Here is a 19,279-nt window from a genome sequence, read left to right as displayed (position 1 = left end):
CGCCGAGCCTTGCAGCTGGGGCGGATGCACTACTTGCAGTTCCAGGCTGTCCGCCGGGAGTTCATGTTCCTGGGTCACGTTCGAAGCTTCTCGGATTGAGGTGAACAAAAAGTGTCAGCGGTCGCGTTGCCGTTGCTTCGATTACGGGACCAACAGTACCTTGCCCGTGGTCTTGCGGGCTTCCAGATCGCGATGAGCCTGGGCGGCTTCGGCGAGCGGGTATGTTCCGCCAATCCTGACCTTGAGCGTGCCGCTGGCTGCAGCGCCGAAGACTTCGGCCGAACGCCAGCGGCGCTCCTGCGGGTTCTGCAGGAAGTGGCCTAGCGTGGGGCGTGTCAGGGACAACGATCCGCCCGCGTTCAGTCGCTGGGGGTCAAAGGGAGGAACCGGTCCGGATGCTGCCCCGAACAGGACGAGCGAGCCGCGGATGCGTAGGCTCGCAAGGGATCCGTCAAAAGTATCCTTGCCGACGCCGTCGTACACCACGTTGACGCCATCGCCCTCGGTGAGCTCGCGGACCTTGTCCGCAAATCCGGTGTAACGCAGGACCTCGTCCGCGCCGGCTTCCCGGGCAAGGGCTTCCTTCTCGTCCGAGGAGACCGTGGTGATGACCCGTGCACCCCGGGCCTTGAGCAACTGCGTCAGGATGAGTCCCACGCCACCGGCACCGGCATGGGTCAGGACCGTCTGGCCGGGTTCCACGCGGAAAGATGAGTTGATCAGGTAGTGCGCGGTCATTCCCTGCAGCGGCAGGGCAGCCGCTGTGTGGTCGTCGACGCCGTCCGGCACCGGAAGTGCTTTGTCGGCATCTACCAGGGTGTACCCCGCATAGCTGCGGGATCCTTCAGCGGTAGCGACCCTGTCCCCGACGGCGAAGTCCTCGACGTCTGCGCCGATGGCCTCCACGGTGCCCGCCGACTCTGAGCCGGGGGTGAACGGATACTCAACCTTGTAGATGCCGCTGCGCTGATAAGTGTCAATGAAGTTCACTCCGGCGGCCGCAACTTTGACGAGGAGCTGGCGCGGACCCGGAACCGGGACCTCTGCCTCGGTGAGTTCGAGGACTTCGGGTCCTCCGGCTTTCCGGGCAATGATTGCGTGCGTCATAGGTCTCCTTCTCCGTCGAGGCACTTTCGTGCCCGCATTCACACAACCATCCTAGGGAGCGGAGTCCGTCGAGTGTCCAGTCAGCGGCTCGGTGCCGTGGTTCGCCGTAATGTGTCCGGCGGACTTCCGGCCGTGTCAGCCCCTGCCGTGCGCGGAGGCAACGGGGCAGTCAAAGCCGCGGCCTGCGGCGAGTCCTACCTCATTGAGGTACCGCACGACGATTCCGTATGACTGCATCAGCGTGGTTTCGGTATAGGGAATGGAGTGCTCTTCGCAGTAGCTTCGAACGATTTCCGAGGCACGGCGCAAGTGGGGGCGGGCCATGTCCGGGAACAGGTGGTGTTCGGCTTGGTGGTTGAGACCGCCCAGCAGGATGTTCATGAAGGGTCCGCCGGAGATGTTCCTGGCAGTCAGGATCTGGCGGCGCAGGAAATCGACGCGGGAGTCGGTAGGCAGGACCGGCATGCCCTTGTGGTTGGGGGCGAAGGAAGCGCCCATGTAGAAGCCGTACACCATGATCTGGACGCCCAGGAAGGCAAATGCCATGCCAAGCGGAAGGAAGGTGAAGGCGAGGGCTGGGAGTGCGAGGAGCCGTGCCAGAAGGATGGGGGTCTCCACCCAGCGGTGCTTGATGGCTCCCGGCCGAAGGATGTACATCAGGGACTCCCACTGCAGGCTGATGCCCAGCAGCATCAGGAGCGGGAAGAAGAACCAGCCCTGCCTGCGCGTGAGGAACGCGAAGCGTCCCTGCCTGCCTGCGGCGGCTTCAACGTGGAAAGCCAAGGCTCCGGTCTTGATGTCCGGGTCTTTGGAAATCACGTTCGGGTTGTTGTGGTGTGCGCCGTGTTTCTGTTCCCACCAGGAGTAGCTGATGCCGGCAACCGAAGTGGCCAGGATGCGCGCGGACCAGTCATTGGCCCTGCGGGAGGCAAAAATCTGGCGGTGGCCGGCCTCATGGGCCAGGAAGCTCAACTGGGTACAAAGGATGCCGAGGGCCGCGGCGATGAGGAGCTGATACCAGCTGGGGCCGATCAGCGCGAAGCCAAACCAGGTGCCGGTCAGCAAGAGGACCAGCGCCGCAAAAACGCTGATATAGAAACCAACGCGGCGCTTCAAAAGCCCTTCCGCGCGGACCGTCTTGAGGAGTTCGGAATAGCTGAGCACGACGGCGTTAGGCTGCCGGACGCTCTTAGTGGGACGTTCCGTGGTGGAGGTCGGTGACATATGCAGTTGCCCCGTAACAATAACGGGCAACGCTGCAACCGACGATCGGCTGCACGGTCTAGATCACCCTCTACTCAGCATACGCCCCCAAAGAGGCCGGGCCGTGAGCTGCCCTCGATGGGGGTTTCGAAAAAGGCGTGCATAAATATCGGCAACCATGAATAGTTTTGCTGTATAGTCTTGCCATGACTATTTCTGTTGCCGTCTCCGGTGCCAGCGGCTACGCCGGGGGAGAGGTGTTGCGCCTCCTGGCAGGCCATCCGGACGTCACTATCGGTGCCATCACTGCGCACAGCAATGCCGGTTCCAGACTAGGGGAGTTGCAGCCGCATCTCCATGGTTTGGCCAGCCGGATTCTCGAGGACACCAGCGTGGAGAACCTCGCCGGCCACGATGTGGTGTTCCTGGCGCTCCCGCACGGAGCCTCGGCCGGGATCGCCGCCCAACTGCCGGAAGGCACGCTGGTGATCGACGCCGGCGCGGACCACCGGCTCGAAGACCCCGCGGCATGGGAAAAGTTCTACGGCTCGGCGCATGCCGGGACCTGGCCTTACGGGTTGCCGGAACTCCCCGGCCAGCGCGACGCACTGAAGGGCGCGAAGCGGATTGCCGTGCCCGGCTGCTACCCAACGTCGGCCCTTCTCGCTCTCACACCTGGCTTCGCCAACAAGCTTCTCCAGCCGGACGACGTCGTGATTGTTTCCGCCTCAGGCACCTCGGGAGCCGGCAAAGCGGCCAAGGTGAACCTCATCGGTTCCGAAGTCATGGGGTCCATGAGTCCCTATGGCGTGGGCGGCGGCCACCGCCACACCCCCGAGATCGAACAGGGACTTTCCAACGCCGCCGGTGAACCGGTCACCGTGTCCTTCACTCCCACCCTCGCGCCCATGAGCCGCGGCATCCTCAGTACTGCAACTGCCAAGGTCAAGGCCGGCGTCACAGCTGCCGAACTCCGCAGTGCCTGGGCTGAAGCGTACGACGACGAACCGTTCGTCCATCTGTTGCCCGAAGGCCAGTGGCCCACGACGAAATCGGTGCAGGGTTCCAACCACGCCGTCATGCAACTGGCCTTCGACGAGCACTCCGGCCGAGTGGTTGTCACGTGCGCCATCGATAACCTGACCAAAGGGACCGCCGGCGGCGCTGTGCAGTCCATGAATATTGCCCTCGGCCTGGACGAATCCGCCGGCCTCAACGTCCAAGGAGTTGCCCCGTGACCATCACCGCCCCCCAGGGATTCCGGGCCGCCGGCGTCAAAGCCGGCATCAAGGCATCGGGTAATCCCGACCTCGCCCTGGTAATCAACGACGGCCCCCTGAAAGCCGCAGCAGCCGTTTTCACGTCCAATCGCGTCGCTGCGGCTCCCGTGCACTGGTCCCGCCAGGTTCTCTCCGACGGACGCGTCGACGCGGTGGTGCTGAATTCCGGCGGGGCCAACGCCTGCACCGGTCCCCAGGGATTCCAGAACACGCACGCAACCGCCGAGAAAGTGGCGGCCGTCCTCGGGATCTCCGCCTCCGACGTCGTGGTCTGCTCTACCGGACTCATCGGTGAGCAACTGCCCATGGACAAGATCATCCCGGGCATCGACGCGGCGTTCGCGGAGCTCTCCGAGAACGGCGGTTCCGCTGCCGCCACGGCGATCATGACCACGGACAGCGTGGCGAAGGAAGCAGTCTTCACCGGCACCGACGCCGAAGGCAACCCATTCACGGTCGGGGGCATCGCGAAGGGCGCCGGCATGCTGGCGCCAGGCCTCGCAACCATGCTCGTCGTGCTCACCACTGATGCCCAGGTCCAGGCGGAAGAGCTCGACGTCGTGCTCCGCGACGCCACGCGCGTCACCTTCGACCGCACGGATTCGGACGGCTGCATGTCCACCAACGACACCGTCGTCCTGCTGGCCTCCGGGGCCTCCGAGGCCATACCGTCCGCCGAGCAGCTCGGCGCCGGCATCACGCAGGTGTGCGCCGAGCTTGCCCGCAAGCTGATCGGCGACGCCGAAGGGGCAAGCCACGACATCGCCATCCGTACGTTCAACGCGGCGAGCGAGCGCGACGCCGAAATCGTCAGCCGTTCCGTGGCCCGCTCCAACCTCTTCAAGACCGCCATCTTCGGCAAGGATCCGAACTGGGGCCGCGTCCTGTCCTCGGTGGGCACCACGGACGCCGTCTTCGAACCGGACCAGCTCAACGTCTCCATGAACGGCATCCAGATCTGCCGCAACGGCAGCATCGGCGACGACCGCAACCTGGTAGATCTCGAGCCCCGCGAGGTGCTCGTGGAAATCGACCTGCAGGCCGGCGACGCCGAGGCCACCATCTGGACCAACGACCTCACGCACGAGTACGTGCATGAGAACAGCGCCTACTCGAGCTAGACGGGGATGACCATGACTGCGCACACCCGCGAAAATACCTCCATGAGCGATGCCCAGGACAAGGCCGCGACCCTGATCGAGGCGCTGCCGTGGATCCAGCGCTTCGCCGGCACCACCATGGTGATCAAATACGGCGGCAATGCCATGGTCAACGAGGAACTTCGACGTGCCTTCGCTGAGGACATCGTCTTCCTGCACCACGTGGGCATCCACCCCGTCGTCGTGCACGGTGGCGGCCCGCAGATCAACTCGATGCTCGGCCGGCTGGGCATCGAATCCGAATTCAAGGGCGGCCTCCGCGTCACCACTCCCGAGGCCATGGACGTCGTCCGCATGGTACTCACCGGACAAGTGGGCCGCGAACTCGTGGGCCTCATCAACTCCCACGGACCCTACGCCGTCGGCATGTCCGGTGAAGACGGCGGACTCCTGCGTGCCGTGCGTACCGGCACCGTGGTGGACGGGGAAGAAGTGGACCTGGGCCTGGTGGGCGAAGTGGTGGGTGTTGATCCCACAGGTATAGAGGACATCCTCGACGCCGGCCGCATCCCGGTGATTTCCACGGTCGCCCCCGAGATCCTCGACGAGGGGGACGGCACGGGCTCCACCACGGGGCAGGTCCTCAACGTCAACGCGGACACCGCAGCAGCGGCCGTCGCCTCAGCACTGGGCGCATCCAAGCTCGTCATCCTGACCGACGTCGAAGGCCTTTACGCCAACTGGCCGGACAAGTCCTCGCTCATCTCCTCGCTGACGGCCACGGAGCTGCGCGAGATGTTGCCGCGCCTGGAGTCCGGCATGATCCCGAAAATGGCTGCCTGCCTGAAGGCCATCGATGAAGGAGTAGAGCGGGCGCACATCGTCGACGGCCGCCTGCCGCACTCCATGCTCCTGGAAACCTTTACGACCGCGGGCATCGGAACCCAAGTCGTCCCTGATGAGGAAGTGAACTCATGAACGAAACTGTTGGTTCTCGCTCGACCGCCATCGCTGCGGAGGCCGCCGCAACCACGCTCGTTTCCCAGAGCACGGGAAGCGATTGGCTGGCCCGTTACTCTTCTTCGCTCATGGGAGTCTTCGGCACGCCTCAGCGGGTCCTTGTCCGCGGGGCAGGGGCCCTTGTGTGGGACGCCGACGGCAAGGAATACCTTGACCTCCTGGGGGGCATTGCCGTGAACGCCCTGGGCCATGCCCATCCGTTCGTCACCTCGGTCATCGCCAGCCAGCTGGCCACGCTGGGCCATGTCTCCAATTTCTTCACGAGCCCCACGCAGATCGCGCTCGCCGAGAAGCTGCTGGCCCTCACCAACGCTCCTGCCGGCTCCAAGGTGTTCTTCGCCAACTCGGGCACCGAAGCCAATGAGGCCGCGTTCAAGCTGGCGCGGCGCAACAGTGCAGCGCCCGCCGGTGCAAAGTCAGCCAAGCGCACCAAGATCATCGCGCTCGAAGGTGCCTTCCACGGCCGCACGATGGGCGCGCTCGCCTTGACCGCCAAGGAAGCGTACCGGGCGCCTTTCGAGCCGCTGCCCGGAGGGGTCGTGCACATCCCGTTCGGCGACATCGAGGCCCTCCGTGCCGCCGTCGACGAAAACACGGCCGCAGTGTTCCTCGAGCCCATCCAAGGCGAAGCCGGCGTCCGCCCGCTCAGTGTCGAATACTTGCAGGCGGCCCGCGAAGCCACCACCGCTGCCGGCGCGCTGCTGGTCCTGGACGAGGTGCAGACCGGCATCGGCCGGACCGGCAAATGGTTGGCCAGCGAAGACGCCGGCATCGTCCCCGACGCCGTGACCCTCGCGAAGGGCCTGGGCGGCGGCTTCCCGGTGGGCGCGCTCATCACTTTCGGCGAGCCGACGTCGTCCCTCCTTACCGCGGGCCAGCACGGAACCACGTTCGGCGGGAACCCGGTGGCCACGGCCGCCGCCCTCGCCACCCTGCATGCCATCGAAAGCCAGGGCGTGCTGGCGAACGTGCTCAGCGTCGGCGCTCACCTTCGGGCTGGACTGTCCGACGTCGACGCCGTCACTGAAGTGCGCGGCGAAGGTCTCCTGATCGGCTTCGACCTTGACGCCGACATCGCGCCCGCCATGGTGACGGCCGCGCTCGATGCGGGCTTCATCATCAACAGCCCCGGCCCGCGCACCATCCGGCTGGCCCCGCCGCTGATCCTGACCACCGAGCAAGCGGACCGCTTCCTCGACGCGCTGCCGGGCATCATCAAAGCCGCGGCAGCCCCGAACGCTGCACCCCTGACCGCTGCACCCCTGACCGCTGCACCCCTGACCGCTAAGGACGCACAGTGAACACCACCCGTCACTTCCTCAAGGACACGGACCTCACCCCGGCCGAGCAAGCCGAAGTGCTCGAGCTGGCCGTTCGGATGAAGGCCGCACCGTACAGCGTCCAACCGTTCGCAGCTGCCGGCAACGGGCGCAAGACGGTCGCCGTCATCTTCGACAAGACCTCCACCCGTACCCGTGTGTCCTTCGCCACCGGCATCGCCGACATGGGCGGCAACGCGCTCATCATCAATCCGGGCGAGGCGCAGATCGGCCACAAGGAATCCGTGGAGGACACCGCCAAGGTCCTCGAACGCATGGTCTCCACCATCGTGTGGCGGACCTCGGCGCACTCCGGCCTCGTAGCCATGGCCGAAAACTCCAAGGTTCCAGTCATCAATGCCCTGTGCGATGACTACCACCCCTGCCAGTTACTGGCAGACCTCCTGGCGGTCAAGGAGCACAAGGGCGAACTCAAGGGCCTCACCATGGCCTATCTGGGCGATGCCGCTAACAACATGGCCAACTCCTACCTGCTCGCAGGGGTCACGGCGGGCATGCACGTCAGGATCTCGGGTCCGGAAGGCTACCTGCCGGCCGCCGACATCGTTGCGGAAGCGGAGGAGCGCGCCGCCGAGACCGGCGGTTCCGTGCTCATCACCACTGACGCCAAGGAAGCTCTCGACGACGCCGACGTTGTCGCTACGGACACTTGGGTGTCCATGGGCCAGGAAGCCGAAAAAGAGGCCCGCATGCAGCTCTTCCGCGAGTACTCCGTGGACGAGGCTGCCATGGCACACGCCGCACCGGACGCCGTCGTGCTCCACTGCCTGCCCGCCTACCGCGGTTACGAGATCTCCGCCGGTGTCATCGACGGACCCCAGTCCATCGTCTGGGACGAAGCGGAGAACCGCTTGCACGCGCAGAAGGCGCTCATGGCCTGGCTGATGCACCGCTCGGGACTCGCATTCGTCGACGGGCTTTCCCCCGTTGAGGGCACCGGAGAGAGCACGTTCTAGTGTCCACCCATCCTGCATCGCAAGGTGCCAGCCCGGCCACCAAGACCGCCCGACAGGCGCGGATCACCGCGATCCTGACGGGTCAATCGGTGCGCTCGCAGGCAGAGCTCGCGGCCTTGCTGGCGGACGACGGCGTGCAGGTCACCCAAGCGACCCTCTCCCGGGACCTGGTGGAACTGGGGGCGGTCCGCGTGCGCGGCAAGGACGGTGCACTGGTCTATGCGGTGCCCGGCGAGGGTGGAGACCGCAATGCAAGGAGCGGTGTCACCCAGGAAATCCTGGACGCGCGCCTGTCGCGCCTTTGCGGCGAGCTATTGGTCACCGCGGAGGCTTCGGGGAATATCGTGGTGTTGCGGACGCCGCCGGGGGCCGCCAACTTCCTCGCCTTGGCCATCGACCACTCGGTGATGCCGTCTGTATTGGGTACGATCGCAGGCGACGACACCTTGCTTTTGGTTGCCCGGGATCCCGACGGCGGCGCCGAGCTGGCAGCCCGATTCCTCCAGTTGGCCCAGGAAGCCGGACCGGGGAACTAGTGGTGGCCGGCAACTGAACCACCCGGCACTGTTCCACCAGGGCCTTCGGCCCGACCCAAGCATTTGACTCAAAAGAACCAAGCAACAACAAAGGAGCACTCTCGTGACTGAGCGTATTGTTCTGGCCTACTCCGGTGGCCTTGATACTTCCGTAGCCATCGGCTGGATCGGTGAAGCCACCGGTGCCGAGGTCATCGCCGTGGCCGTCGACGTCGGACAGGGTGGCGAGTCGCTGGAGACCATCCGCCAGCGCGCCCTCGGCTGCGGCGCCGTCGAGGCCTACGTGGCCGACGCCCGCGACGAATTCGCCAACGAATACGCCATGCCCACGCTGAAGGCGAACGCCCTCTACCAGGGCCACTACCCGCTGGTTTCGGCGATTTCACGTCCCGTGATCGTCAAGCACCTCGTCAAGGCCGCCCGCGAATTCGGTGCCACCACCGTTGCGCACGGTTGCACGGGCAAGGGCAACGACCAGGTCCGCTTCGAGGTCGGCATCCAGACGCTGGGCCCGGACTTGAAGTGCATCGCACCCGTCCGCGACCTCGCCCTGACCCGCGACAAGGCCATTGCCTTCGCCGAGGAAAAGGGACTGCCGATCGAGACCACCAAGAAGAACCCGTACTCGATCGACCAGAACGTCTGGGGACGCGCCGTCGAAACCGGCTACCTCGAGGACATCTGGAATGCTCCCACCAAGGACATCTACGACTACACGGCCACACCGGAATTCCCGCCGGCACCGGACGAAGTCACCATCACCTTTGAAGCCGGCGTCCCGGTGGCGATTGACGGCGTCAAGCACACTCCGCTCCAGGTCATCCAGGAACTGAACCGCCGCGCCGGTGCCCAGGGCGTCGGCCGCATCGACGTCGTCGAAGACCGCCTGGTCGGCATCAAGTCCCGCGAAATCTACGAGGCTCCGGGCGCCATGGCCCTCATCACCGCCCACAAGCACCTCGAGGACATCACCATCGAGCGCGAGCAGGCCCGCTTCAAGGCCACGGTCGGCCAGCGCTGGTCCGAGCTGGTCTACGACGGCCAGTGGTTCTCCCCGCTCAAGCGCTCCCTCGACGCTTTCATCGAGGACACCCAGAAGTACGTCTCCGGCGACATCCGCATGGTCCTTCACGGCGGCCAGGCCATTGTCAACGGCCGCCGCTCCGAGACCTCGCTCTACGACTTCGACCTCGCCACCTACGACACCGGCGACACCTTCGACCAGTCGCAGGCCAAGGGCTTCATCGAGCTGTGGGGAATGTCCTCCAAGGTCGCTGCAGGCCGTGACCTGCGCGTGTCGGGCCAATGATGGAGCGTTCGGTGGGCCCACGGACGCCGGGGTCCCCGGCCGAGCCTGGGGCCACGCCCGCAGGGGTCCCCAGCCGAGCTCGCGAGGTTGGGGAGCGGGTGGGGAGCGAGGTTGGGGAGCATTCGGGGACCAATGAAGGTGCGCTGTGGGGCGGCCGGTTCGCCGGCGGTCCCGCGGACGCCCTTGCCGCACTGAGCAAGTCCACGCACTTTGACTGGCGGCTGGCCCGCTACGACATCGCCGGCTCCAAGGCGCATGCCCGCGTGCTGCACAAAGCGGGGCTCCTGGACGACGGCGAACTCGAAGGCATGCTCGCGGCGCTCACCCTGCTGGATGACGACGTCGCGAGTGGCGCCTACCAGCCCGCCGAGAGCGATGAGGACGTCCACGGTTCCCTCGAACGCGGGCTCATTGAGCGTGCGGGAACCCACCTGGGCGGCAAGCTCCGGGCAGGGCGTTCGCGCAACGACCAGGTGGCCACGTTGGGCCGCATGTTCCTGCGCGATCACGCACGCATCATCGCCCGCGGTGTACTCGCCACGATCGATGCCCTCGTTGAGCAGGCCAAGGCCCACCGTGGCGTTGCCATGCCCGGCCGGACGCACTTGCAGCATGCCCAGCCTGTCCTCCTGAGCCACCACCTGCTGGCCCACGCCTGGGCACTGTTGCGCGACGTGCAGCGGTTCCAGGACTGGGACAAGCGCGCCGGCGTCTCGCCGTACGGTTCCGGCGCTTTGGCCGGTTCCTCGCTCGGCCTGGATCCCGAGGCCGTCGCTGCGGATCTTGGGTTTTTCTCGGCGGTCCACAATTCGATCGACGGCACCGCTTCGCGCGATGTCTTCGCCGAGTTCGCATGGATCTGCTCGATGATCGGCATCGACCTGTCGCGGGTCTCCGAGGAAGTCATTCTGTGGGCCACCAAGGAGTTCTCCTTCGTGACGCTCCATGATTCGTACTCCACGGGGTCTTCGATCATGCCGCAGAAGAAGAACCCGGACGTCGCCGAACTCGCCCGGGGCAAGGCAGGGCGCCTCATCGGGAACCTGGCCGGCCTGTTGGCAACCCTCAAGGGCCTGCCGCTTGCGTACAACCGCGACCTGCAGGAAGACAAAGAACCGGTTTTCGACGCCGCGGACACCTTGGAAGTGCTGCTCCCGGCAGTGTCAGGCATGATCGCCACGCTCGCCTTCAACACCGAGCGCATGGCATCCCTGGCGCCGCAGGGCTTCGCGCTTGCCACGGACATCGCCGAGTGGCTTGTCCGGCAGGGAGTGCCGTTCCGGGAGGCACACGAACTCTCCGGTGCGGCGGTGAAGCTGGCTGAAGGGCGCAGCGTTGAGCTGTGGGACCTGACGGACGAAGAGTACGCAGGCATTTCGGAGCACCTTACCCCCGAGGTCCGTACCGTGCTCAGCACTGAAGGGTCGCTCAACAGCCGGAACTCCCAGGGCGGAACGGCCCCGGCCGCCGTCGAGCGCCAACTGCTTGCCCTCGAAGCTGAACTCGCAGCGGTTCGGGGCTACGCCGGGTAACAACAAGGGGCCCACGCCCGCGGGCATTTCGCGGCAGTGTTGTTCGCAAAAGCTGCCACGAAATGCCCGCCGTTGTCAGTTAATCCTCGTTAACAGCCGTTAACTCTGTCGGATACTATGGCGCTATGACCGAGATCACTACCTCAGCGCTTCTTGCCGAGCTCCACAAAGCAGCCGGCACTGTCACCGACGTCGTCGCCAAACTCGACGACGCCGATGTTGCAGCTCCTCCGAGCTGCCCGGGTGGACCCGCGGCCACGTGCTGGCTCACATTGCCGGCATCTCGAACGCCATGGCCCGCCAGCTGGAATACGCCGCCCGCGGCGAGACCATCGACATCTACGACGGCGGCTACGAGGGCCGTACGAAGGCCATTGAGCTGGCGGCGAGCCACAGCCTCACTGAACACCGTGTGGCCACGGACGCGGCCCTCGCCCGGGCACTGAGGGCCTTCGACGGACTCGTGGAGTCCGGCTGGAACACCCGGATCAGCTACCGGAATGGAACAGTGCTCGACGGCGGTTTGGCTCTTTGGCGCGAACTGGTCATCCACGTCACGGATCTGGGAACAGGTCGCGGCCCGGAGACCTGGAGCCGGCAATTCTGCGAGCATCTCTTCGATTTCCTCTCGGCCCGTGTGCCGACGGACCAGAAATTCGTGCTTCAGCCTTTGGGCCTCCCGCAGCTGGTCATCGGCTCGGGCCGGCAGTCCGTCGCCATCAACGGCATGATCACGGATATCGCAGCCTGGCTCGCCGGGCGCACGCCTAACCTGGGGAGCCTGCGGGCCTCTGCCGACGCGGACGGGGTTGACTTGCCGGAACTTCTCCCGTGGCCATCGAGCGTTCCCGCGGCGCACTAGCGCTGCCGCGTTTGCTTGCCGCTGCCCGCCACAGGTGCATCGTGGCGTAGGAACGCCACGGGCTCACGTTGCGGAAGTCGGCAGGCAGGCCTTCCGCGGCCGCTAGATTCTTGAGGCCGTTCCGAACCGCGGCATCGTTGGCAAGGAAAACGTCCGGATCGCCGATGACCCTCATCGCCAGGTAGCCCACAGTCCACGGTCCGACGCCGGGCAGCGGCAACAGTTTGTCGGCCAGCGTATGGGGGTCGTCGCCGTAGTCGAAGTCGAGTTCCCCGCCGGCCATGGCTGCTGCCGCTGCCAGCACGGAATCTATGCGGCGCTGCGGACCTTTCAGCAGTTCGCGGCCCGAGCGGGCGATCTCCTCGGCCGTGGGAAACAGGCGATCCAGGCCCAGTGCGTGTCCTGCGTGCCCTTCCGGCAGGCCGGTTCCGGCGTCGGAAAGTTGGGTCAACGCCGTGCGGGCGGCGGCTACTGTGATTTGCTGGCCGATCATCGCGCGGACGAGGAGTTCCTGGGGATCCACGGCGCCAGGGACCCTGATTCCGGGCGTATCGCAAACTGACGGGCCGAGCCTGGCATCGGAGGCCAACGCCTCGTCCACGGCGACGGGATCGGCGTCGAGATCGAACAATCGCCGCACCCGGCTTAGGAGCACGGGAAGATCGTGGAGATCCAAGGTGCTGACGGCGAGGGTCAGCGCGCCGCCGCGCGCCCCGGCGTCGTACTCCACGGTGAACGCCGCATTGCCGCGTGGCAAGCGGAGGGTCCGCGTATAGCTGCTGGAGTTCGCCAGCTCGACGCCGGGGACAGCGCGGGCCGCGAGGAAATCGAAAATCCCTGTGTCGAACGGCTCCCGGTAGGGGAGGGTGAGGGTCAGGGAGGTAGCCTCGCCCGGTCTGCCGTGATGGCCAATGGGCTTCGCGGTGGCTCGGAGCGCCGTCGGTGTCAGGGCGAAGACTTCGTTGATGGTGTCGTTGAACTGGCGGACACTGTTGAATCCGGCAGCGAACGCCACGTCCGAGAGTTTCATCGAGGTGGAGACCAGGAGCGTCCTGGCCGTCTGCGCACGGCTGGCCCGCGCCAAGGACAGCGGCCCGGCGCCGAGTTCATGGCTGAGGATCCTGTTGAGCTGGCGGGAGGAGTACCCCAGCCTGGTGGCGAGTCCTTCGACGCCCACGCGGGAGATCGCGCCGTCGTTGATGAGCCGCATCGCCCGCCCGGCGACGTCCGAGCGCAGGTTCCACGCAGGCGTGCCAGGAACCGCCTCCGGGAGGCAGCGTTTGCACGCCCTGTACCCGGCCTCGTGCGCCGCGGCCGAGGTTTCGTAGAAGGTCACATTTTCTGCCTTGGGTGTCCGTGCCGGGCACGACGGCCGGCAGTAGATGCCCGTCGAACGGACGGCGGTGAAGAACTGGCCGTCGAACCGGGGATCCCGCGCATCGATGGCACGGTAGCGCTGCCAAAAGTCCATGGCTTCATCCTTTCAGCATCGGCAGGCTCTTCCTAGCGGAAATCGGACATTACCGGCGGCGGATCGAGCTGATGGATTTTGCTAGGGTCTGGGCATGACAACGCAGAGCCAATCCGCGGAGGCCATCCGGGCCATTCTTTCCGGAGATCCGCGGGACGTTGCTCCTTTGCTCCTCGGCGCCGTGCTCAGCCACCGGACTCCCGAGGGCACGGTATCCGTCCGGCTCAGCGAGGTGGAAGCGTATCTGGGTCCGCGGGGCTCGGGTCAACCCGATCCTGGCTCCCATACCTTTGGCGGCCCCACCGCCCGCAACGCACCCATGTTCGGTCCGGCAGGCCACCTCTACGTCTACTTCACGTATGGCATGCACTATTGCGCCAACATTGTCTGCGGTCCCGACGGCGTTGCGTCCGCGCTGCTGTTGCGGGCAGGGGAGGTGGTGGCCGGGCACGCCTTGGCGCAGTCCCGGCGTCCGGCGTCGAAGTCTCTGACCGATCTCGCCAGCGGGCCGGCGCGGCTCGCCTCCGCAATGGGGCTGACCACGGCGGACAGCGGCCGCGACGCCCTGGCCGAGCCGTTCGGCCTCGAACTTCCGGCTACCCCGGCTGCGCCATCAGCAGTCGCGAGTGGTCTCCGTGTCGGAGTGTCCGGCGACGGCGGTTCGGCCGACTACCCGTGGCGGTTCTGGCTTTCCGGGGATCCGACGGTGTCCCGCTACAAGCCGGGCCGGAGCCGCGCCGTCTAGAGGCCTTCTTAGGCGCTCCGGGAAATCCTCAAGCGGCGTGTCCGCTCCTGCTCGGTTCGGCGACATAGGCGCAGTGGTTGTCGGGCACTTCGAAGGGCGCCAGGCGGCCAAGCAAGGACTCGCGCACGTGGGGCCATTCCTCGCGCAGGATCGAGAACACGGCGGTGTCGCAGCGGCTCCCGTCGGGAGCGAAGCGGTGCCCGCGCAGTGTGCCCTCGTGGCTCGCGCCGAGCCGCTGAATGGCCGAGGCGCTGCGCGTATTGCGCGCATCGCAACGGAAGCCAACCCGGTGGACATCCAGTACATCGAAGGAATAGGCCAGAAGCAGCTGTTTCGCCGCCGGATTGACATGGCTACCCCAGAACGGGCGCCCGTAAAAAGTGCCGCCGATTTCCAGGCGCTGCTGGCGGGGACTGTGCTCGCAGAGCGAGGTGGTTCCGAGCAGGGCGCCGGTCCGCTGCTCGACAACGGCGAACGGAATGGTTGCCGGATCTTCGAGGCGGGCTGCGAAGAGTTCGGCCAGTTCCGCGGCGCTCAAGGGCTGCTCGGCGGCCATGCCGGACCACATCCCGGAGTCCACGAAATCGAAGAGCGGACCGGCATGTGCAGGGGAGAGTGGGACCAGGCTGATGCCGTGTCGCGTAAGGGCAACGTCGTGCTGCATTGCAGCATTTAAGCACCACTAGGTGCGGATGGAAAAGCTCAGAGGGTTAGCGGCGGGTGAACATTGTATGACGCACCGGCGTGCGGGCAGTTTCACGCACGTCAAGCAAAACCGCTGTAGAATGGACGGTCCGTCTTTTTCGATAGGGGAACGTTTCGATGCACGACGCTGATTTGATCCACGAGCGGGAGTACGTGGCCGGTCTCTACTCGCGCCTGGATGAGCTGCGGGAGGAAAAGCGCCAACAGCTGGCGCACGTCCGGCGCGCCGGAGCGGTGGGCACCATGCAGAACGTTTCCGAAAGGGACGCGTTCGCGGCACTGTACGAGGACCGGCTCGCCCAGCTCGACGCGGTCGATGACCGTCTCGTGTTCGGGCGCCTCGACCTGGACACCGGAGAGGCGCAGTACATCGGCCGCATCGGACTGTCCACGGCGGATCTCCAGAGGCTTATGATCGACTGGCGCGCCCCGGAAGCCGGCCACTTCTACCAGGCGACCGCCTTCGACCGGCAGGGCGTCCGCCGTCGTCGTCATCTGATCCTGCAAGGCCGCGAGGTCAAAGCGATCGAAGACGATGTCCTGGATGCCAGCATGCTGGCGGACAACGCCTCGCTCCAGGGCGAGGGTGCACTCCTCGCCGCCCTGAATTCCAAGCGCACCGGCCGCATGTCGGACATCGTCGGCACCATCCAGTCCGAGCAGGACCGGATCATCCGTTCGTCCATGTCGGGTGCCTTGGTCGTCCAAGGCGGTCCCGGTACCGGAAAGACGGCCGTCGCGCTCCACCGCGCCGCCTACCTCCTGTACACCCACCGTGACCGCCTGAAGTCCGCGGGCGTCCTGCTCGTCGGGCCTTCCTCGTCGTTCATGCACTACATCGAGCGGGTCCTGCCTTCCCTCGGCGAGACCGGCGTCGTCATGGCGAGCCTGGGCCGCCTCATGCCCGGGATCCATGCCGTCCCGGAACAGGATCCCGACGTCGCAGCGCTCAAGGGCAAGCTGAACATGGCCGACGTGATTGCCAACGCCGTGGCCAACCGCCAGCGGACTCCCGCCGAGGACCGCATCCTCGAGGTCGATTCCCGCAAGCTCACACTGTCCGTGCGGCAAGTCCGCCGCGCCCGGGACAGGGCACGCGCTACCGGCAAGCCGCACAACGAAGCCCGCGTGACGTTCGTGAAGATTCTGCTGCGCGAACTCACGGAGCAGCTGACGGAGATTGTCGAGGAATCGAATATCGGCAACAACGCCGACCGTTCCTACCTCGCCGAAGACGTCCGTTCGGCACGCGACGTCAGGATCGTCCTGAACCTGTGCTGGATGCCGATGACTCCCGAGAAGCTCGTGTCCGAGCTCTTCAGCAAGCCAGCCATCCTGGAAGCCTGCACCCCGCATCTCACACCGGCACAGCGTGCGCTACTTCTTCGCCCCGCGGATGCCCCGTGGACCGAAGCCGATATTCCGCTGCTCGACGAGGCCGCTGAGCTCCTCGGCGAGCTGGATCCCGCCGCCGGCAGGGGACTGGCACAGCAAGAGCACGATCGTGCCCGCGACATCGCCAACGCTAAGCAGACCCTGGTCAACATGGAGGCCATGGGGGTCGACGTGTTGATGACGGCCGAGGAATTGGCGGACCAGAACCAGGAACGCGAAACACGGTTGACAGCGGCGGAACGAGCCACGAGCGACCGTTCGTGGGCGTTCGGGCACATCGTGGTTGACGAAGCCCAGGAACTCTCGCCCATGCAGTGGCGGCTCTTGGTCCGCCGCTGCCCCCTGAAGTCCTTCACGATCGTCGGCGACATCGCCCAGACGAGTTCCTCTGCCGGTGCGAATTCCTGGCAAAGTGCCCTCGCGCCGTCGTTCGGGGACCGCTGGCAGCTCGAAGAACTCACCGTCAACTACCGCACACCCTCGCAGATCGCAGAAGCGGCAGTCCGCATGGCGAACCGCGCTGGGCTGGTGGTCTCGGCACCCAAGGCCGTGCGTGAAGGTAAATGGTCGCCCATCGTGGACCGCGTGGACGAAGCGGGGATGGTGGACCGTCTCGTTGAAATCCTTCCGGAAGAACTGGAAGCGATCGACGGCGGCCTCCTCGCGGTGATCGCCGACGGCGCCCTCCTGCCGCGCGCCGCAGCCGCCCTCCGCGGGGTGTATGGCCACCGCGTGGGCACCGGAGCGGGCAGCTACTCCCAGGACATCGTGGTCATCAGCCCCAAGGAAGCCAAGGGCCTTGAGTTCGATGGTGTCGTGGTTCTTGAGCCTGCTGCCATGCTGAACCACGAACACGGGAAGGTGGGCGATCTCTACGTCGCGATGACCCGTCCGACGCAGCGGCTGCGCCTCATCACCGCCGCGCCGTTGCCCGCGGGTATCGAGCGCTGAGCCATGCAAGCAAGCCGAACGGCAATCCTGCTAACTTAGAACTCGTGTCACACGTAAACAACCTCGAGTCCCAACACAACGACCCGGGCTTTGCCAATATCTGGCAAGAGCTCAAATGGCGCGGCCTTATCCACGTTTCCACTGATGAAACGGAATTGGAAAAGCTCCTCGCCGGGGACCCGATCACGTATTACTGTGGCTTCGACCCCACGGCTCCGTCCCTGCACCTTGGCAACCTTGTCCAGCTCCTGCTCATGCGTCGCCTGCAGTTGGCCGGGCACAAGCCGCTCGGCCTGGTGGGCGGCTCCACGGGCCTCATCGGCGATCCGCGCCCGACGGCGGAACGCACCTTGAACACCAAGGACACCGTTTCGGAGTGGGTCGGCTACCTTCAGGCACAGGTCCGCCGCTTCCTCAGCTTCGAGGGAGACAACGCGGCACGCATGGTGAACAACCTTGACTGGACCGCGCCGCTGAGTGCCATAGATTTCCTGCGCGAAATCGGCAAGCACTTCCGTGTGGGCACCATGCTCCGCAAGGATGCCGTTGCGTCCCGCCTCAACTCGGACGAGGGCATCAGCTACACCGAGTTCAGCTACCAGATCCTGCAGGGCATGGATTACCTCCAGCTCAACCGCGACTACGGTTGCGTGCTGCAGACCGGAGGTTCGGACCAGTGGGGCAACCTCACGAGCGGGACGGAGCTGATCCGCAAGGTCGATGGGAAGGTTGTCCACGCCCTCGGCACGCCCCTCATCACTAACTCGGACGGCACCAAGTTCGGTAAGAGCGAAGGCAACGCCATTTGGCTCGATGCCCACATGTGCAGCCCCTACGCCTTCTACCAGTTCTGGCTCAACACCGCGGATGCCGACGTCGTTGACCGCCTCAAGGTCTTCACTTTCCTTAGCCGCGCCGAGATTGAGGAGCTTGGAGCCGCTGTCGCCGAGCGTCCGTTCGCACGCGAGGGCCAGCGCAGGCTTGCCTACGAAGTCACCTCGCTGGTTCACGGAGTCGACGCGACGGAGAAAGTGATCGCTGCTTCGGCTGCGCTGTTCGGCAACGGTGATCTCTCGGTTCTGGACGAAGTGACCTTGGCATCCGCAACTGCCGAGCTGCCGTCTGCCTCGATCGGCGCGGATGGCCTGGGCATCGTCGACCTCCTCGTTGCTTCCGGACTGTCCGAGAGCAAGTCCGCTGCCCGACGCACGGTGGGGGAGGGTGGCGCCTACGTGAACAACAGCAAGGTGACCGACCCCGACGCCGTCATCGACCAGGCGGAGCTGCTTCACGGCCGGTACCTTTTGTTACGCCGCGGGAAGAAGAATCTGGCCACTGTCGAAGTGACGGTCTGACGCCTATTTAGTTCCATGGCGAGTTCCTGTGGGGGCGCGCCAGACGCTCTATTGCACGCTCCTCCGGGCCGACTTGCGCGGCTCCGGAGGAGCGTGTATCGTTTTCTGAGTCGCTGCCGCTGAAGCGGATAAATTGCGACAAAATCCCATTGAATGTGAATAATCCGGTTTAGACGAAAAGTCTGGGACTCGGATGATTTATCGACTCTGTGGGGAAATTCGATCCATTTGGGTGAATTTCCGGAGAAATCCTGGATTTGCAAAATGGAAATGAATGAAATAAAGTAGAAACATCGCAGCGAGGAAATGCGGAACATCGAATTCAATTGAATTTGTTCCGAGAAGTAATCGAATTGCGTCTGTTGTTTGAGAACTCAATAGTGTGCCAAGTTTGTTGATACCGATTTGTTTT

At 65.2% G+C, this 19,279-nt stretch carries 15 protein-coding genes and 1 pseudogene; 12 read left to right on the top strand and 4 right to left on the bottom strand.

The genetic code is table 11. The annotated features are described in order from the left end of the window. Nucleotides 1–141 precede the first annotated feature (141 nt). On the bottom strand, nucleotides 142–1,107 hold the full coding sequence (locus AC4CS3_RS02790) for a quinone oxidoreductase family protein (protein WP_490782121.1): 966 nt from the start codon (nucleotides 1,105–1,107) through the stop codon (nucleotides 142–144). Between the two features lie 135 nt (nucleotides 1,108–1,242). Then, complete coding sequence (locus AC4CS3_RS02785) at nucleotides 1,243–2,331, bottom strand: fatty acid desaturase family protein (RefSeq protein WP_490782120.1); 1,089 nt, start codon at nucleotides 2,329–2,331, stop codon at nucleotides 1,243–1,245. A gap of 185 nt (nucleotides 2,332–2,516) precedes the next feature. Here AC4CS3_RS02785 and argC point away from each other — a divergent pair, with 185 nt between their 5' ends. From argC to AC4CS3_RS02740, 9 genes and pseudogenes are all read left to right on the top strand, one after another. Continuing rightward, the gene (argC, locus tag AC4CS3_RS02780) at nucleotides 2,517–3,548 is read left to right on the top strand and encodes an N-acetyl-gamma-glutamyl-phosphate reductase (RefSeq protein ID WP_490782119.1); all 1,032 of its coding nucleotides are present in this window, start codon (nucleotides 2,517–2,519) and stop codon (nucleotides 3,546–3,548) included. Further along, a complete protein-coding gene (argJ, locus tag AC4CS3_RS02775; RefSeq protein ID WP_490782118.1) occupies nucleotides 3,545–4,711 on the top strand; it encodes a bifunctional glutamate N-acetyltransferase/amino-acid acetyltransferase ArgJ in 1,167 nt (388 codons plus the stop codon). Before argC ends, argJ begins: the two co-directional genes overlap by 4 nt. Nucleotides 4,712–4,723: 12 nt before the next feature. Beyond that, the gene (argB, locus tag AC4CS3_RS02770) at nucleotides 4,724–5,668 is read left to right on the top strand and encodes an acetylglutamate kinase (protein ID WP_404498568.1); all 945 of its coding nucleotides are present in this window, start codon (nucleotides 4,724–4,726) and stop codon (nucleotides 5,666–5,668) included. After that, on the top strand, nucleotides 5,665–7,011 hold the full coding sequence (locus AC4CS3_RS02765) for an acetylornithine transaminase (protein ID WP_490782117.1): 1,347 nt from the start codon (nucleotides 5,665–5,667) through the stop codon (nucleotides 7,009–7,011). The genes argB and AC4CS3_RS02765 overlap by 4 nt, the downstream gene beginning before the upstream one ends. Then, nucleotides 7,008–8,006 carry an ornithine carbamoyltransferase gene (argF, locus tag AC4CS3_RS02760; RefSeq protein ID WP_490782116.1) on the top strand — a complete coding sequence of 333 codons (999 nt, stop codon included), beginning with the start codon at nucleotides 7,008–7,010 and terminating at the stop codon, nucleotides 8,004–8,006. The genes AC4CS3_RS02765 and argF overlap by 4 nt, the downstream gene beginning before the upstream one ends. Beyond that, a complete protein-coding gene (locus AC4CS3_RS02755; protein WP_490782115.1) occupies nucleotides 8,006–8,542 on the top strand; it encodes an arginine repressor in 537 nt (178 codons plus the stop codon). Before argF ends, AC4CS3_RS02755 begins: the two co-directional genes overlap by 1 nt. Before the next feature lie 103 nt (nucleotides 8,543–8,645). Beyond that, nucleotides 8,646–9,851 carry an argininosuccinate synthase gene (locus tag AC4CS3_RS02750; protein WP_490782114.1) on the top strand — a complete coding sequence of 402 codons (1,206 nt, stop codon included), beginning with the start codon at nucleotides 8,646–8,648 and terminating at the stop codon, nucleotides 9,849–9,851. Next, complete coding sequence (gene argH, locus AC4CS3_RS02745) at nucleotides 9,851–11,383, top strand: argininosuccinate lyase (RefSeq protein WP_490782440.1); 1,533 nt, start codon at nucleotides 9,851–9,853, stop codon at nucleotides 11,381–11,383. Before AC4CS3_RS02750 ends, argH begins: the two co-directional genes overlap by 1 nt. A 125-nt stretch (nucleotides 11,384–11,508) precedes the next feature. Then, a pseudogene (locus AC4CS3_RS02740) lies at nucleotides 11,509–12,245 on the top strand (maleylpyruvate isomerase family mycothiol-dependent enzyme). Here AC4CS3_RS02740 and AC4CS3_RS02735 read toward each other — a convergent pair. Further along, a complete protein-coding gene (locus AC4CS3_RS02735; protein ID WP_490782113.1) occupies nucleotides 12,151–13,716 on the bottom strand; it encodes an AlkA N-terminal domain-containing protein in 1,566 nt (521 codons plus the stop codon). The pseudogene AC4CS3_RS02740 and the gene AC4CS3_RS02735 overlap by 95 nt on opposite strands. A gap of 94 nt (nucleotides 13,717–13,810) precedes the next feature. On the opposite strand from AC4CS3_RS02735, the gene AC4CS3_RS02730 reads away from it, so the two are divergent. Continuing rightward, entirely contained in the window at nucleotides 13,811–14,461 is a 651-nt protein-coding gene (locus AC4CS3_RS02730) for a DNA-3-methyladenine glycosylase (RefSeq protein ID WP_490782112.1), read from the top strand. Nucleotides 14,462–14,489: 28 nt separating this feature from the next. On the opposite strand, the gene AC4CS3_RS02725 is transcribed toward AC4CS3_RS02730, so the two are convergent. Further along, nucleotides 14,490–15,125, bottom strand: coding sequence for a GNAT family N-acetyltransferase (locus AC4CS3_RS02725; RefSeq protein ID WP_490782111.1), 636 nt, complete (start codon nucleotides 15,123–15,125; stop codon nucleotides 14,490–14,492). Between the two features lie 158 nt (nucleotides 15,126–15,283). On the opposite strand from AC4CS3_RS02725, the gene AC4CS3_RS02720 reads away from it, so the two are divergent. Both AC4CS3_RS02720 and tyrS read left to right on the top strand, forming a co-directional pair. Further along, nucleotides 15,284–17,512, top strand: coding sequence for a HelD family protein (locus tag AC4CS3_RS02720; protein WP_490782110.1), 2,229 nt, complete (start codon nucleotides 15,284–15,286; stop codon nucleotides 17,510–17,512). A 44-nt stretch (nucleotides 17,513–17,556) separates the two neighbouring features. After that, on the top strand, nucleotides 17,557–18,867 hold the full coding sequence (gene tyrS / locus AC4CS3_RS02715) for a tyrosine--tRNA ligase (RefSeq protein WP_490782109.1): 1,311 nt from the start codon (nucleotides 17,557–17,559) through the stop codon (nucleotides 18,865–18,867). The last annotated feature ends 412 nt before the right edge of the window (nucleotides 18,868–19,279 follow it).

This window comes from Arthrobacter sp. SE2 (genome assembly GCF_058244265.1).
Note: the sequence above shows the minus strand (reverse complement) of the source record. Positions and strands in the feature narration are given on the sequence as shown.